The following is a 14,541-nucleotide window of genomic DNA, read 5'->3' on the forward strand; positions in this document are numbered from 1 at the left end:
CAGCCTCAACGATGAGACTGGCGAGCTAGAAAGCACGACGATCTTGGGTCAATTCGGCGAGGTGCCCGACGACTTCGCGGAGAGCCTACAGGGCGGGTGAGGCACCTTACGGTTCGGCCCCGCCGCGATCTGCTCACGCGGCGGGGGAACCCCGGATCTCACCAGCTAGGCCGATACGCAGTACATGGCCCCCATGCAGGATGGCGGCGCTTGGTTAGAAGCCCGTAACCGCGACGGGTGCCGCGGTGTGCCGGAACGGGGCGCTGAACGGCCTCAGGCCGTCTTGGCGACCTTCTTCCGGCCGCGAGCCTTCGGGGCTGCCTCGGGCGCTTCTACAGCCTTGGGCTTCCGACCGCGGGTCTTGGGCGCCTCAGAGACCGTCTCGTCGGCTGCGGCGGCCTTGGGGGCTGCCTTGCGCAGTTGGCCGAGGCCGAGCGAGCGAGCCAACTCGGAGCGCTTGGCGGAATAGCTCGCCGCAGTCGAAGGGTAATCCGAAGGCAAACCGTAGCGCGTCCGGTAGCTCTCCATAGTCAGGCCGCTCTTAGTCAGGTGGCGCTTGAGCGTCTTGTATGGCTTACCGTCGATGAAGCTAATTAGCGCGTCCGGTGTGATCGACTTCTTGACCTGCGCCGGCGTCGGCTTCTCGGGGCCAGCGGGCTCGGCAGGCGTCGGGTTAGCAAGACCCGCAACGGCAGCATGCACGCTGGCGATCACGCCAGGCAGCTCCGACACCGGCACGTTGTTGTTCGACACGTAAGCCGAAACGAGGTCGGCAGCGAGTTCCATGAAATTGGGGGATTGAGCTTCAGCTTGTTCGTCCACGACGGTTCCTTCCATCAAGAGGATCTATCGCTCTACGGCTTGATGCCGTTGGTCAAGCTACCTCTATGGAAAACACACCGGCGAATGCTGCAACACGGATGGAAATCTGTTGCTTCGCTTCGACATGATGCTCGATGGGGCAAAGAAAGCCCCCGACCGCTCGGGCGGCCGGGGCTCATCATGCAGCACCTGTGCGATGCTATGCGCTCGGGAGCAGTCGTCGCTGACTCCCGATGCGATGTAGAGCCAGGGCCCGTCGATGGGACGCCCCAGCTCACTCTTCCCCGAAACCAAATCCTCATAGCATGCGTACAGTTCACGGCAGGCTCGCGCGATCTTGAGCGAGTTGTGCCTTGATCTGGATCTGCGATAGGTAGATCTCACGCCGGTAGCGTACACACAGGGCGAATGAAGTGACCAAAGATAACCTGGGGTTGAACCCTGATATGCTCGCAATGGCGAGCGAACTGGTAGCGGCTTACGTTTCGAACAACCGCGTGTCGGTGACTGAGCTTCCGGGCCTGATCGGAAGCGTCCACGCGGCGCTTAATGGCATCACGAGCGGGACGGGTGTGGCAGGTACCAAAGCCCCAGCCGAGGAGATCGAGAAGCCGACCGCGGCACAGATCCGCAAGTCGATCCGGCCCGACGGTCTGGTCAGCTTCATCGACGGCAAGGCCTACAAGACGCTGAAGCGTCACCTCACGAAGCACGGGCTTGACCCGCACAGCTACCGGGCGAAGTTCGGCCTGCCAGACGATTATCCGACGACGGCAGCCTCGTACTCAGCGGCTCGCTCCGCCCTTGCCAAGAACATCGGCTTGGGTCGTCCGGGTCGTATGGCTGCCTGAGCACGCCGTAGGAACCCGCCGCGATTCAGCAGCGGGCTTCGAGGGGGTAGCTTTCGGCTCTGTCGTTGCCTTATCCCTCTGCTTGTTGCTCGATCACACCACGCCAACCAAGGCCGCGATAGGTTTCGTAGCCCGGAGTTTCATGGAAGGCGACGAGCCGTCCACGATCGTTCAGATAATGACCATGTTGTTGGCCTTCGGTGCGAAGCCGATACACCTCACTCAGAACCCCTTGGCCCTTTGAGCAGGCGATCACGCGGTCTTTGGCATCGAGTAGCATCACCCGGGTGCGATCTCGCTCGCTTTGTCCTAGCCGCACGCCCTCAACGATGGCACGGGCCTGCGGCTGCCAATCGAAGTGGATCGCTAAAATGCCCTGTGGCCGCCCCTCTTCACCGTGCGCGGACCGCACGCAGGCGCAATAGGTTGCGACCTGAGCCCCGTCGAGCTGACGTTCGATACGGACATCGGCCGCTCTGAAATCATCACCGCTGCGCAGGGTGAGAGCGTCACGGAACCAGGGCTCGTTGCCGACATGCGATCCCACCACCTTGGGATACGTGTCGGGACGGCCATTGGCGAGAACACGCCCCTCGGTGTCGCAGAGCCAAAGGTCGAGATAGACCGTGTAGGCGGACAGGATGACGCCAAGGCGCTCGCTCGCGTAGGCGACGGCGGCAGCACTTGGCTCGTTCGCACATGCGATGACGGCCGCGTCGGTCGCCCACCATCGTACGTCGCAGGTCCGCTCGTAGAGATTGCGGTCGATCAGCTCGACTGCGTTCAGGGCAAGATCCACACAACGGGTGGCCCGCGCTTCGTTCGCAAGACGATCGACAGCCTGCGTGAGATGCTCAATGCCGGTACTGAGGCTAAGCCCAAGAGACGATGCCAGTTGCTCTATTTCGGAAGATACAGCACGCACCTCCTGTGCGACGACTGAAAATCCTGCACCTTTCTCACCGGCGTGAGCAGCTTCGATGAGCGCATTGAGCGCAAGAAGCTTCATGCGCCCGGTTATAGATTGGATCGATGTGAGGTCGGATGAAGCACTGTTCTTAAGATTCCGAGCAGAGGTACCAACGACCGCGGACAGGGATAGATTGCTCATCAATCAATTCCAGCACAACTTACTTACAGACGGCCCTTTATCGAGCCATCTATCAATCTACTAATGCATGGATCTACATTGCTAATAAATCGTATAGATCGTTATTCGACTTAGAAATCGCTCAAAATTGGTGCAAGATCTGGCCATATACGCTCAACATTTCATCTCCTTTAAGCTCAGATCCCTTCCCATCCGTCTGATGGAACGAGCGTGTCGCGCGCCGCTTTGAGATCGTCGAGACCCTGCACAGGACCGAGATGTCCAGTATCGAGACCGATCAGGTCAACGTGAGATACTTCGCCGCCTGATCGAACGCCGTTTTCCAAGAGTGAGGAAAGGCTTGCCATCATAGCGCGCCCTAACTGCATCTGTGAGCGGCAATCAGCGCTGAACGGAAAACGACTGTATTTTGTACGCCTGACTTTGTCTGACGATATCCGAGAAGGGTGGCTCGCTACCTGTTAGGTCTGGGCAAGGGAAACAGAAGAAGCAGACATTTGCCAGGAAGCAAGAATTGGGCGATTCGCGTCTATATTTGTCGCTCGAACTACGCCAGCATCGTTCTGGCAGCAGACACCGCGGCGCGAACACGCGCCTTCTCGAGAACCGTAACCCAGTGGTCCCCGGGATACACTTGTCCGCCAGCGCGATCGCTCATAGCTCCTGATCATGACTGCGATCCCTTTCGACAACAGCTACGTCCGCTTGCCGGACCGCTTTTTCGCCCGCCGCGCCCCGACACCCGTCGCGGCCCCGCGCCTGATCCGCCTGAATGGCGACCTGGCGGCGATTCTTGGCATCGACGGGGTTTGGGTCGCTGGCCCCGCCGGGGTGGAGATGCTCGCCGGAAACACCGTCCCGGAAGGCGCCGATCCGATCGCAACGGCTTACGCCGGGCATCAGTTTGGCAACTTCGTGCCGCAGCTCGGCGACGGGCGCGCCGTCCTGCTCGGCGAGGTCGTCGACCGTGACGGCCACCGCCACGACATCCAGCTTAAGGGCGCGGGCCCGACCCCGTTCTCCCGCCGCGGCGACGGCCGGGCGGCGCTCGGACCAGTACTGCGCGAGTACCTCGTCAGTGAGGCCATGGCCGCGCTCGGCATCCCCACCACTCGGGCGCTGGCTGCGGTGGTTACCGGCGAGCCCGTCCTGCGCGAGACCCGGTTGCCCGGCGCGGTGCTTGCCCGGGTTGCGGCCAGCCACATCCGGGTCGGCAGCTTCCAGTACTTCGCCGCCCGGGGTGACACCGAGGCGGTGCGGGCGCTCGCCGACCACGTCCTCGCCCGGCACTATCCCGAGAAATCATCCGCGGAGCATCCCTACCGGGCGCTGCTCGCAGGTGTCGTCGCCCGCCAGGCCGACCTCGTAGCGTCCTGGCTCCTCGTGGGCTTCGTCCACGGGGTGATGAACACCGACAACATGTCGGTGGCCGGCGAGACGATCGACTACGGCCCCTGCGCCTTCCTCGACGCCTACGACCCGCGCACACGCTTCAGCTCGATCGACGCGCACGGGCGCTACGCCTACGGCCAGCAGCCGGGCATCGCCCTGTGGAACCTGACCCGCCTGGCCGAGACCTTGCTGCCGCTGCTGGCCGAGGACGAGGCGGCGTCGGTCGAGGCCGCCGAGACGACGCTCGCCGGCTTCAGTCCGCGCTTCGAGGCAGCCTATCGCGGCGGTCTCGCGAAGAAGCTCGGGCTGTCCGGAGAAAGAGCCGGTGATGCCGCGCTCGCGGACGACCTTCTGGCGCGGATGGCGGAAAACCAAGCGGACTTCACTCTGACCTTCCGCCGCCTGTGCGACGCGGCCGAGCGACCGGATGCGGACGTCGGTGTGCGCGACCTGTTCGTCGACCCCACTGAGTTCGACGCCTGGGTCGTGCGCTGGCGGGAGCGACTGGCCAACGAGGGACGGAACCCCGCAGCGACGGCGGCGGCGATGCGCGCGGTCAACCCGGCGTTCATCCCGCGCAACCACCACGTCGAGGCGATGATCGCGGCGGCGGTCGAGCAAGGCGATTTCGGCCCGTTCGAGGACATGTTGGCGGTGCTGGCGCGTCCCTACGATGACCAGCCCACCAACGCCCGCTACGCCGAGGCACCGGTGGGTGGCGGGGTGGGCTACCGCACGTTCTGCGGCACCTGAACGTCCGCCGGCCTCTGAATTATCCCACGATCATCACCCGGGCCTGTGATTCGGAAACCACCTCCGGTTGAAGCCCGGCGGGCGCTATTGCCCAAGGTAAACCGTGGCGAGCTGCGGCGCCGCTACCCACGCGCCATGTGTCCGCTTGATCGAGCTTGAATGTCCGCTTCAGGGATTCGGGGTTGAAAGCCTGAACGACCGTGTCGGGTCGGAACCTGCGCGTCCGCTATACGACCGAACAGGGTGGATTTGCGACGGTCTGCTTTCGACGATCAAAGTCGAGAAACCGGACGTTCGCATGGATAGTGATCCATATTGGCTTCGCGCCCAGATAAGTCATCCAGCGTTGCGCTGAGCATGATCGAATCATTCACGCCATTTTTGGTCGGGGGTGTTCGATTTTGGGCCCGACGGCTTTTCTGGAGGACTGCTCTCGAGCGATAAATGCACGGCGCCATGATAATATATAGATAAACAATTTTATTTGGCTGTCCCCCTAGAGTGTCACCCAACCGTCATCAACCGAATTTAATCCCGGAGATACCAAATAAATTAAGGGTGTCTATGTCTGACGCGATTATGGCACCGGCCGCTAGATCCGGACTCGTGGCGACAGGCAAGCCCAGCCTGGACCATGGCATCCATCCAGGCGGCGTCATCGCCTTCCTGCTCGTGCTCGTCGCCGGTCTCGGCTACGCGGTCTTCAGCCTGATCGCCGATATGAACGCGGTCCACCAGGAGCCCCTCGCGGTCGGCGCCTTCGTCCTCCTCGGCCTCGCACTGCTGATCGCGCTCGCCTTCGAGTTCGTGAACGGCTTCCACGACACCGCCAACGCGGTGGCCACCGTGATCTATACCCACTCGATGCCGCCGCTCGTGGCGGTGATCTGGTCGGGCACCTTCAACTTCCTTGGTGTGCTGCTGTCTTCGGGCGCCGTCGCCTACGCCATCGTCACCCTGCTGCCGGTCGAGTTGATCCTGCAGGTCGGCTCGGGCGCCGGCTACGCGATGATCTTCTCGCTTCTCATCGCGGCCATCATCTGGAACCTCGGCACCTGGGCGATGGGCCTGCCGAACTCGTCCTCGCACGCCCTGATCGGGTCCGTGCTCGGCGTCGGCCTCGCCAACCAGCTGATGGGCGGCCAGGACGGCACCTCCGGCGTCGACTGGAACCAAGCGCTCGGCGTGTTCAAGGCACTAGCCTTCAGCCCGATCTGCGGCTTCGTCGCGGCCGCCCTCCTACTTCTCGCCCTCAAGTTCACGGTCCGTCGCAAGGACCTGTACGAGGCCCCGAAGGGCGATGCCCCGCCCCCGCTGTGGATCCGCGGCGTCCTGATCCTAACCTGCACGCTGGTGTCGTTCTTCCACGGCGGCAACGACGGCCAGAAGGGCATGGGCCTGATCATGCTGATCCTGATCGGCGCGGCACCGACCGCCTATGCCTTGAATCGGACCATGAACGCCGATGCGACGCCGGCCTTCGTCCAGACCTCGGATGCCGCCAGCAAAGTGTTCTCGACCTATTCAGGTGGTGGGGCACGGCCCGACGCCGCCCAGGCCCGCAAGACGGTCGCCGATGCGCTGAAGGCGAAGGAGCTTAACAAGCCGGAGGTGTTCGGTGCCCTGTCCGCGCTCTCGACCGACATCGCGGCGTCGGTGAAGGGTTACGGCTCGCTCCAGCAGGTCCCGGCGGGGGCGACCTCGAACGTGCGCAACGACATGTACCTCGCCTCCGACGCGATCCGGCTGCTGCCGAAGTCGGGCGCGACCCTGTCCGAAGCCGATACCAAGACGCTGAAGGGCTACACCGAGCTCCTTAACGAGGGCACCCGCTACATCCCGGGCTGGGTGAAGGTCTGCGTCGCCTTGGCGCTCGGCCTCGGCACCATGGTCGGCTGGAAGCGCATCGTCGTCACCGTCGGCGAGAAGATCGGCAAGACCCACCTGACCTATGCCCAGGGCGCCTCGGCCGAGATCGTCGCCGCCGGCACCATCGGCCTGGCCGAACTCTATGGCCTGCCGGTCTCGACCACCCACATCCTGTCGTCGGGCGTCGCCGGCACCATGGCCGCCAACGGCTCCGGACTGCAGGTGTCGACCGTACGCAACATGGCGCTGGCCTGGATCATGACGCTGCCGGCCGCCATCCTGATCGCCGGGACGCTGTTCTTCATCCTGCGCCACGTGTTCTAAGCTGTATGGAGGTCACGACCGAGACACCCGCTCGCCGCCTGTGCGACGAGCCGGCGCTTCCGGGCCTGCTCTGGGCGATGCGCTTCGACGAGACCGGCTGCGGTCACCTCGTCGACCACGGGGAGGCGCTGTCCGTCCCGGGGAGCTTCGGCGAGGCGTTCACCTGGCTGCACTTCAACCTGAACGACGCGCGCCTGCCGGCCGTGATCAACGAAGGACGACTAGGTCCGCCTCGCCTCGCCACAGCGGCTTTCGCAAGCGATCCGCACCAGCGCCTCATCGTCGAGGCGGGCCATATCGGCGGCGTCGTAGCCGATCTCGTCCGGGAGACTGGCGAAAGCCCGAGGATCGACGCCGGCGGTCGCCTGCATTTCGTCATAGGCCCACGCCTGCTTGCGAGCGGTCGACGGCATCCCGTCCTCGGACCGGACCTCGCCCGAGACGCCGCCGTGGAAGGTCGCGGCATCCTCGCCCCGATCCAGTTGCTCGACGTCATCGTCGAGCGGGTCGTGACCTCGATGGCCGAGACCGGCGCGCGCCTGGCCGACGAGCTCGACGAGATCGAGGACCACATCCTCGACGAGCGTGTCCGCGGCGAGCGTCGTCGGCTCGGGCCGATCCGCCGGGACGCAGTCCGGCTGCACCGCCAGCTCCTCGGCCTGCGCGCGGTCTTCCACCGGTTGGAGACCTCCGGAGCCGACGAGGAGGTCCCGGATGCGGCCATCACCGCGGCCACCCGGATCGCGCAGAGGCTCGATGCGCTCGACCGCGACATGGTTCTGCTCGCGGACAGAAGCCGGCTGATGCAGGAGGAGCTGTCATCCTATCTCGCGCAGGCCTCGAACCGGCAGCTTTACATGCTGTCGGTGCTCACCGCGCTGTTCCTGCCGCCGACGCTTGTGACGGGGCTGTTCGGCATGAACACCAAGGGCCTGCCGCTCACCGAGAACGAAGCCGGTTCCACCGTGGCCATCGCCATCGCCTGCCTCTCGGCGGTCGTCGCCTATGCGCTGATCCGTGTCCTAGGCATCCGGCCGCCGCGGGATTGAGTCTGGCGGATCGCGACCGGCTCAGTAGCGGGTGATGGCCCGTAGGCCGAACACCAAGGCGTTGCGCACCCGTGTGCCGTCGGGATCGCGGGGGTTGGCGATCCCGCCCCCGGCGTGGACGACGTACTGCAAGGTCGGCTGCAGGGCGATGCCGGGGGCGAGCACGGCCTGATAGGTCGCCTCCAGCACGATCTCTGCGCTGCGGCGAGGGACTGGTGTCGGGCTCTGGAGGGCGGCCATCGCATCGAGCCGCCGCGCCACGGGGGAGATGTGCGTGACGCCGACGCCGAACCCGAGGGTGTCGTCCGAGCGACCGGGGAAAAGGCCGCGATAGGCGATCCCGCCGTCGAAGTAAAAATCCACGAGATTGCGGTCGCCGGGGGAGGCCGAGGCCCGCAGGAACACGCTGGCGCCGTCGTTGGGATCGTTCGGCTCCTGGTAGATCGTCTGGTCGATCACCCCGTAGATTCCAGAATCTCCCGAAACCCGTCGGCCGAGTCCGCTCACGGGGTCGGGCGTGAAGGCATCGACGCGGCCGAACCGGTGCCAGCCCCCGAACGTCACGGTGCCGGGCAAGCCCGTGTCGCCCGGGTGGGCGTTGTAGGCGTAGGAGACCTCGGCGATGGCGAGCGGCGGATCGGAAAGCGGGAAGCGAGTGCCATTCGGATTGCGCCGCTGCGGGTCGATCCCGGAGCGCGGCTTGCCTCCGCCGGGCGTGCCGTCGATCAGGCTCGCCTGGAACGAGAGCTCCCGGGTCGGCACGTACTTCAGGCGGACGGTCGGCGCCGAAAGCGGGTAGGCCGGTCCCCCGTCGGTCATGTTCGCGGCGAAGATCGCCGGCCAGCCGAAGGTGCCGTTGGTGAACAGGATGCTGGTCTGGCTCACCATGTACTCGGTGTCGGCCGAGAGCTGGCCGACGCGCAGGAACAACCGGTCGTCGAACAGGCTCTGCTCCAGCCAAAGTTCGGAGAGGCGCGAGGCTGGCAGGGCCTCGATCTCGCTGATGGTCATGAGGTTACCGACGCGGGAGCGGGAGGTGCCGCTCCCCTGGATCTGGTAGACCGTGGCGTGGACCGTGGCCCCTTTCCACCCGGCCAGGGTGCCGAGATCGACGTCGACGTCGAGGTCGAGCAACGTCAGGCCCGTGGAACCGCGCCGCAGGCCGCCGCGAACATTGCGGTAGGTCTCGGCCACCGAGATCAGTCCGAAGGTGATCCCGTGTCGCTCCAGGAAGGCGCGGTATCCGCCGGGGTCGCCCAAGGGTCCGAGCAGGGGTTGGAACGAGGTCGTCACCTCCGCCGCCCGGCCCGCCGAGAAGACGGGTTGGGCCACCGAGGTCTGCGGATCGCCACCCGCGCCGGACGGTGAGCCGATGGCCATGCCTTCGGCCGCGACCCGTTCGGCCGTGGCTTGCGCCTCGCGTCCCTCGGCTTGGGCCGCGACCAGGCTTGGCTGCGGCCAGAGCGCAAGCGCAACGAGCGCGACGAGGATGGTGCGGGAGGGGGAACGCACCTCGGTCTCCGATCCGGATGGAAGACCGAAGGTTAGGTCAGGACACCATCACGCACCACGACCTCGGCACCCAGCCGGGCCCTAACTCCGCCAGCAGCCTTCAGGCCGGCTTCCAGCGCTTCGGCCCGATCCCGGTACTCGGGACGGGAGCGGACGATGAGGCATCGGTTGGCCCCGCGATGGATGGACCAGGCCCAGGGCTTCGTACCCTTCCCGGGCGCTTCGGTCCGTACCTCCAACGGCGCGGCTTGATCGAATGGCATGATGCGTTCGTTTCCCATGGGCCCATCGCCCAAGTCGTTGGGCCGCGACCCGGCTGGCAGAGCAGACCGACTTACCAGCGTCGCCGAGCCGTCCTAAGGCGATGCAATGCCCGGACCGATGACGCTCGACCTGCTGGCGACCCTAAGGATCGTGGATGACGATGTGACGGCGGTGGTCGATGCCTACCTGGCCGATCCGTCGTGCGGCACCGTCCGGTTCGGCGAGGGGTATCGGATCGATCCGGCGTCGGCAGTCGCCGAGCACCCTTTCGCCGCCACTCTGATGCGCCGGTTCTGGACCGGTGATGAACTCCGGCGGGCCGCCGTACGGGCGGCGGTCATGCTGGCCGTACCCGAACGAGACTGACCGCCACTCCCATCTCCGCCCATCCGTCGCAAACCGTGACGTGCGCGTTTCCGGCCCCGTCATGGCCCGAAACGTTGCCGGCCTCACCCCGACGCGTCTCGCCGGCCACGTTTCCTGGCCTCGCAACGGCATCGGATGGCGTTCATGCCACCGTCACGGCCCGGGCCTAGGAGGCCCGCATCGCCGCCCCGTCGGCGCGAGTCAGCCTAGACCATGCCGAAGCACCTCTGCATCAACCCCCACGACCCCTATGCCCAGCATGAGGTTCTGGTCGAGTTCGAGCGGGATGGTTCAGGTCTCCGCCTCGTCGCCGTCATCGATGGCTACGACGATGATATCCTTGGGGATCTGGTCGAGGCGCAACGCGAAGACCTGCGGCGAGAGATCGCCGATGCCGATTGCCCCCTGGCCGATCCCATCCCGATGCCACTGAACCACGGCACCACCTCGTCGCTGGCGCCACGCTGATGTTCCGGGATCACCACGATGACGAGGGGATGAACCGGATCCTTGCGCGGATGGACGACCGCCGGAGCCGGATGCCACTTTATCTCACCGGCTTCCTCGTCTCCGTGGCAGTCATCGAGCTAGTCGGGCAGCACCTCCTAACCTGAGGGCTGCCCCCGAACCGGTTATCCTCAGCGCCAGAACGGGCGTACGTCGACCAGCGCCTCGTGAGCCTCCGCGGCCGAGGCCACGAGCTTGCGCGTCCGTGCCTCGATGTCCGCGGTGGTCATGCCCGCCGCGAATAGAGCCGATCCGGCCCCGGCCTCGGTCCCGGAAAGCTCACTGAGGATCTCGTGGCCGGTGGCGATGTCGTTGAGGTCGCCCAGGCCGTCCTGCAGGTCTTCGAGCGCCGACAGGAACGCCTTGTGGCGCTTGGCGGCCTTCTTGCCGGTGTAGAGCCCGGCGAAGAACTCGGCTCCGTATCGAAGCTTCTTCGCCGCGATGCGGACCTCGTGCCGCTCCTCGGTGCTCAGGCTCGCAAGGTCGCGCCCGCGCTTCTTCACCTGGCGCCTGCGTTTTTCCAACACCTTGAACGCGAATGCGCTTGCCGGCTGCTCCCGGCGACGGGCTTCCTTCTCGCCGCCGTTCGTGAGCCAGGGACCGGCGTTGATCCAGGCGACCAGGTCGAGGACGAACCGCCGCCACTCGTCCGAGCCCAGCGCGGTCCGGACGGCCTCGTAGGCTTCGGTTCGCTGCGCTTCGAGGTGGCTTTCCAAGTTGAGCAGGCCGCCCTCGTCCGGGTGGCGATCCCGCTCGGCGGGCAGGGTCCGCGTCAGGAAGACGTCGAGGTTGCGCGCTCGTCCGAGCGGCGCCGACAGGCGCTTGAGGTTCGAGCGCATGGCCTCGGTCCGCTCGTCCGAGACGAGGTCGCCGAACAGCGAGAAGGCCGACCGAAGCCGACGGATCGCGACGCGCGTTTGATGCAGGGCGGCGGGGTCGCGATGGTCGAGGATGATATCCTCGTTGATCCGCATGTGACGTAGGCAGGCATGGGCGACGGCACGGAAGGCGTCGGCCGCATTCATATCCTCGGACAGCGGCACGGGCTCGGCCTTGCGGACGCGGTCCGGCTCGCCGTCGATCAGCGCGAAGCCACGCTCCGGCTTGGTCCGGACGCCCAGACGGAACGGGACGTCCGCGCCGATCTCGTGCGCGAGGGCGAACAGGTCGGCGACCGTGCCTTCCTTCAGTTCGAGCTCGACCTCGCCGACGGACACGACGTCCGAGGCGCGCTTGCCGCCGGGGCGGGTGATCCGGCCCTCGTCCAGTGCGACCTCGATCCGGGAGGAGCCCTGCTCGACCTGGTACGAACGGCGCTCGACGGCGACGGTGAACAACGGCGACAGCTTCGACTTCCTACCGAGGACCTCGGCCAAGGGCGTCTCCTTCAGGGCACGCAAGTCGGGCTCGGGACCTTCTACCGAGCGCTCCCATTCCAGGCGTTCGAGCAGGCCGTCGCCCGATGCCTTCGCGGTCTGCACGTACCCGTCTTTCGTATCTCGTACCCGCAGAACGTACCCGGCCTTCCGCAATTGTCCGTCGGACGTATCGTAATAGACGGAGGCTAGACTGGCCTTGGTGCGGGAGGAGCCTTTGAGGCGTGGATGCTTCCTCAAAACCGTCAGGTCAGGCCCGTCGACGATGAGTTTCAATTCTATCTCTTTGGGTACGGTCATCCTCGCGTTCTATCGTCCGAAGCGCGAGCGGGGAACCCGGCGGGGGCGCAATATGGGGTTGCCACATCCGGCGCAGGTGGAGGTGGCCCATCCGGACCTGCGGTGCCAGGTGGGATCCTCATCATTCGATGGTCGCCCAACCAGGGCCATAAGGATCCGGCCTTATGCCGTCCTCCCCGGCCCGTGAGACGCCATGACCATCATCGTCGATGCCCCATCCAACCAGGTAGCGACGCAAGGAAAGGCCACGAACGGACCCGACCGTCGCCGCTTCGGCGCGATGGTCATGGCCGCGGGTGCAGCGGGCTGGCTTAAGTCCCTGCCGGCGTCCGCCGAGGCACGGTTCATCGACTTCGAGTGGGTCGACCCGTCTCGTGACCGCGCGGTGCCGGCGCGGCTCTACTGGCCGGCCGCCTCGGATCGGAAGGGACCGCTCCCGCTGATCGTCTTCTCCCACGGGCTCGGCGGCTCGCGGAAGGGCTACAGCTACCTCGGCGAGGGATGGTCGACACGTGGAACAGCCAGCCTGCACATCCAGCACGTCGGCAGCGACCAGACGCTTTGGGAGGGCAATCCGCTCCTGCTCCTCGACCGCCTCGACGGGGCCGCGGACGAACGCGAGGCCATCGAGCGGACGCGGGACGTGAGCTTCGGCCTCGACCGCCTTCTCGAACGCGAAAATCCCTTTCATGCCGCCATCGACCGGAAACGCATCGTCGCGGCCGGTCATTCCTACGGGGCGAACACCACCCTGATCCTCACCGGCGCCCAGGTGATCCGCGACGGGAAGCCCATCGGATACCGGGACCCGCGCTTCACGGCGAGCATCGTCATCTCGGCGCCGCCCTTCTACGGCGAGACCGACCTCGCGGCGGTTCTGGCGATGGTCGACGTTCCCACCCTTCACGTGACCACGACGGAGGACACGATCCGCATTCCCGGCCGCTTCTCGCCGGTCCAGGACCGCATCGACGTCTACAGTGCGATTCCGACGCCGCAGAAGGCGCTCGTCGTGTTCCAAGGCGGTTCGCACAGCGTCTTCACCGACCGCTCCCTCAGGAACGGCGGGCCGCTAAACCCCCTGGTCAAGCGTGCGACGATGGAAGCCGGCTTGGCGTTCCTCGACCTCGTCCACCACTCCGATCCCGCTCCCATGGAGGAGTGGAGCTCGACCTGGAAGCCGATCCTGGCCGCGGCACCGGTGGCTTTCCTGGTCCCGTCGAGGCAGGCTGATCGTAGACGTCGCGTATGATACCCGCTTCGCACCTCCGCTCGACGTAGTGGCCTGGGCACATCTCCCGCGGCCTGCGAACGCCACGGCATCGACGAATGCGAGCCCAGGCGCGGCCTCACCCAGCCGTCCGGCCCTCCGATATCCCGCACCGGGCGACCGGGAGGTGGCGGCAGGCTTGAGGTGGATACGGGAAGCTGCTGGGTTCGTGCCGCCGGGACCCTTCAGAACCGTGCCGCAAGGACCTCGGCGAGGGTGATGTTGCGTCCCGCTTCCCGGGACAGACGCAGCATCGTGGACTGACGGAAGCGAGGATCGTGGGTTACCTCGGTCCCGAGCCAGTCGGGTCGTTCCACCGCCTGCCCCTCGTCCCGCAACTCGATCTCCGCCAGCACCATGCCCGAGAGGGCGCCGCCATAGACGTCCACCTCCCAGTTCACTCCGGCATGGGGGACGCAGTGGCGCGTCTTCTCGATGAGGCACGGCTCGCAGACCTCGGTCAGCATGGCTTCGGCATCGGCCCCCGGGATCTCGTATTCGAATTCCGCCCGGGCGAGCCCTTTGCGCTCGCCCTTGACCGTCAGCCAGCCGCGTCCTTCGGCGATCCGCACCCGGACCTTCCCACCGGCGAAGTGCCCGACCAGGCCGTCCCTCAGAAGCCGCTGGCCGACGACGTCCGCGCGCCAGCCCTCATGGGCGACCAGGAACTTCCGCTCGATCTCGAAACGCATCTTACCCCGCCGGCCTGCCCCGGGAAGCCGATGCCCCGGACCTTCGACGCGGCCGGGCCTATCTGTGTAGGGCGGTGACAAAA

At 65.8% G+C, this 14,541-nt stretch carries 12 protein-coding genes; 7 read left to right on the plus strand and 5 right to left on the minus strand.

The genetic code is table 11. From position 1 onward, the window contains the following. Positions 1 to 273 precede the first annotated feature (273 nt). Positions 274 to 837 carry a Ros/MucR family transcriptional regulator gene (locus MFF13_RS13870; protein ID WP_238272369.1) on the minus strand — a complete coding sequence of 188 codons (564 nt, stop codon included), beginning with the start codon at positions 835 to 837 and terminating at the stop codon, positions 274 to 276. Positions 838 to 1,277: 440 nt separating this feature from the next. Here MFF13_RS13870 and MFF13_RS13875 point away from each other — a divergent pair, with 440 nt between their 5' ends. Next, on the plus strand, positions 1,278 to 1,673 hold the full coding sequence (locus MFF13_RS13875; RefSeq protein ID WP_283205824.1) for a Ros/MucR family transcriptional regulator: 396 nt from the start codon (positions 1,278 to 1,280) through the stop codon (positions 1,671 to 1,673). A gap of 70 nt (positions 1,674 to 1,743) precedes the next feature. Here the strand turns inward: MFF13_RS13875 and MFF13_RS13880 are convergent, their stop codons facing one another. Continuing rightward, entirely contained in the window at positions 1,744 to 2,784 is a 1,041-nt protein-coding gene (locus MFF13_RS13880) for a methyl-accepting chemotaxis protein (RefSeq protein WP_238272370.1), read from the minus strand. A 669-nt stretch (positions 2,785 to 3,453) separates the two neighbouring features. Here MFF13_RS13880 and MFF13_RS13885 point away from each other — a divergent pair. From MFF13_RS13885 to MFF13_RS13895, 3 genes are all read left to right on the plus strand, one after another. Further along, positions 3,454 to 4,929, plus strand: a complete 1,476-nt coding sequence (locus tag MFF13_RS13885; RefSeq protein WP_238272371.1) for a protein adenylyltransferase SelO — start codon at positions 3,454 to 3,456, stop codon at positions 4,927 to 4,929. A 564-nt stretch (positions 4,930 to 5,493) separates the two neighbouring features. After that, on the plus strand, positions 5,494 to 7,122 hold the full coding sequence (locus MFF13_RS13890; RefSeq protein ID WP_238272372.1) for an inorganic phosphate transporter: 1,629 nt from the start codon (positions 5,494 to 5,496) through the stop codon (positions 7,120 to 7,122). Positions 7,123 to 7,127: 5 nt separating this feature from the next. Continuing rightward, the gene (locus MFF13_RS13895) at positions 7,128 to 8,171 is read left to right on the plus strand and encodes a transporter (RefSeq protein WP_238272373.1); all 1,044 of its coding nucleotides are present in this window, start codon (positions 7,128 to 7,130) and stop codon (positions 8,169 to 8,171) included. Positions 8,172 to 8,192: 21 nt separating this feature from the next. Here MFF13_RS13895 and MFF13_RS13900 read toward each other — a convergent pair whose 3' ends face one another. After that, complete coding sequence (locus MFF13_RS13900) at positions 8,193 to 9,683, minus strand: carbohydrate porin (protein ID WP_238272374.1); 1,491 nt, start codon at positions 9,681 to 9,683, stop codon at positions 8,193 to 8,195. Between the two features lie 381 nt (positions 9,684 to 10,064). Between MFF13_RS13900 and MFF13_RS13905 the strand changes: the two genes are divergently transcribed. Then, positions 10,065 to 10,313, plus strand: a complete 249-nt coding sequence (locus MFF13_RS13905; RefSeq protein ID WP_238272375.1) for a hypothetical protein — start codon at positions 10,065 to 10,067, stop codon at positions 10,311 to 10,313. A 213-nt stretch (positions 10,314 to 10,526) separates the two neighbouring features. Continuing rightward, positions 10,527 to 10,781, plus strand: a complete 255-nt coding sequence (locus tag MFF13_RS13910; RefSeq protein ID WP_238272376.1) for a hypothetical protein — start codon at positions 10,527 to 10,529, stop codon at positions 10,779 to 10,781. A 170-nt stretch (positions 10,782 to 10,951) separates the two neighbouring features. On the opposite strand, the gene MFF13_RS13915 is transcribed toward MFF13_RS13910, so the two are convergent. Beyond that, complete coding sequence (locus MFF13_RS13915; protein WP_238272377.1) at positions 10,952 to 12,496, minus strand: CYTH and CHAD domain-containing protein; 1,545 nt, start codon at positions 12,494 to 12,496, stop codon at positions 10,952 to 10,954. Positions 12,497 to 12,689: 193 nt separating this feature from the next. Here MFF13_RS13915 and MFF13_RS13920 point away from each other — a divergent pair, with 193 nt between their 5' ends. After that, positions 12,690 to 13,748: an alpha/beta hydrolase family protein gene (locus MFF13_RS13920; protein WP_238272378.1), complete on the plus strand. Its 1,059-nt coding sequence runs from the start codon at positions 12,690 to 12,692 to the stop codon at positions 13,746 to 13,748. A gap of 203 nt (positions 13,749 to 13,951) precedes the next feature. On the opposite strand, the gene MFF13_RS13925 is transcribed toward MFF13_RS13920, so the two are convergent. Beyond that, a complete protein-coding gene (locus MFF13_RS13925; RefSeq protein WP_238272379.1) occupies positions 13,952 to 14,458 on the minus strand; it encodes a CYTH domain-containing protein in 507 nt (168 codons plus the stop codon). Positions 14,459 to 14,541 lie beyond the last annotated feature (83 nt).

Source organism: Methylobacterium cerastii (assembly GCF_022179125.1).
GTDB classification, from domain to species: Bacteria; Pseudomonadota; Alphaproteobacteria; order Rhizobiales; family Beijerinckiaceae; genus Methylobacterium; species Methylobacterium cerastii.

Excerpts from the sequence above, each read along its gene's own strand:
- MFF13_RS13890 (WP_238272372.1), top strand. The coding sequence starts at position 5,494 with ATGTCTGACGCGATTATGGCACCGGCCGCTAGATCCGGACTCGTGGCG.
- MFF13_RS13920 (WP_238272378.1), top strand. The coding sequence starts at position 12,690 with ATGACCATCATCGTCGATGCCCCATCCAACCAGGTAGCGACGCAAGGA.
- MFF13_RS13870 (WP_238272369.1), bottom strand. The coding sequence starts at position 837 with ATGGAAGGAACCGTCGTGGACGAACAAGCTGAAGCTCAATCCCCCAAT.
- MFF13_RS13885 (WP_238272371.1), top strand. The coding sequence starts at position 3,454 with ATGACTGCGATCCCTTTCGACAACAGCTACGTCCGCTTGCCGGACCGC.
- MFF13_RS13905 (WP_238272375.1), top strand. The coding sequence starts at position 10,065 with ATGACGCTCGACCTGCTGGCGACCCTAAGGATCGTGGATGACGATGTG.
- MFF13_RS13915 (WP_238272377.1), bottom strand. The coding sequence starts at position 12,496 with ATGACCGTACCCAAAGAGATAGAATTGAAACTCATCGTCGACGGGCCT.
- MFF13_RS13925 (WP_238272379.1), bottom strand. The coding sequence starts at position 14,458 with ATGCGTTTCGAGATCGAGCGGAAGTTCCTGGTCGCCCATGAGGGCTGG.
- MFF13_RS13910 (WP_238272376.1), top strand. The coding sequence starts at position 10,527 with ATGCCGAAGCACCTCTGCATCAACCCCCACGACCCCTATGCCCAGCAT.
- MFF13_RS13875 (WP_283205824.1), top strand. The coding sequence starts at position 1,278 with ATGGCGAGCGAACTGGTAGCGGCTTACGTTTCGAACAACCGCGTGTCG.
- MFF13_RS13880 (WP_238272370.1), bottom strand. The coding sequence starts at position 2,784 with ATGAGCAATCTATCCCTGTCCGCGGTCGTTGGTACCTCTGCTCGGAAT.
- MFF13_RS13895 (WP_238272373.1), top strand. The coding sequence starts at position 7,128 with ATGGAGGTCACGACCGAGACACCCGCTCGCCGCCTGTGCGACGAGCCG.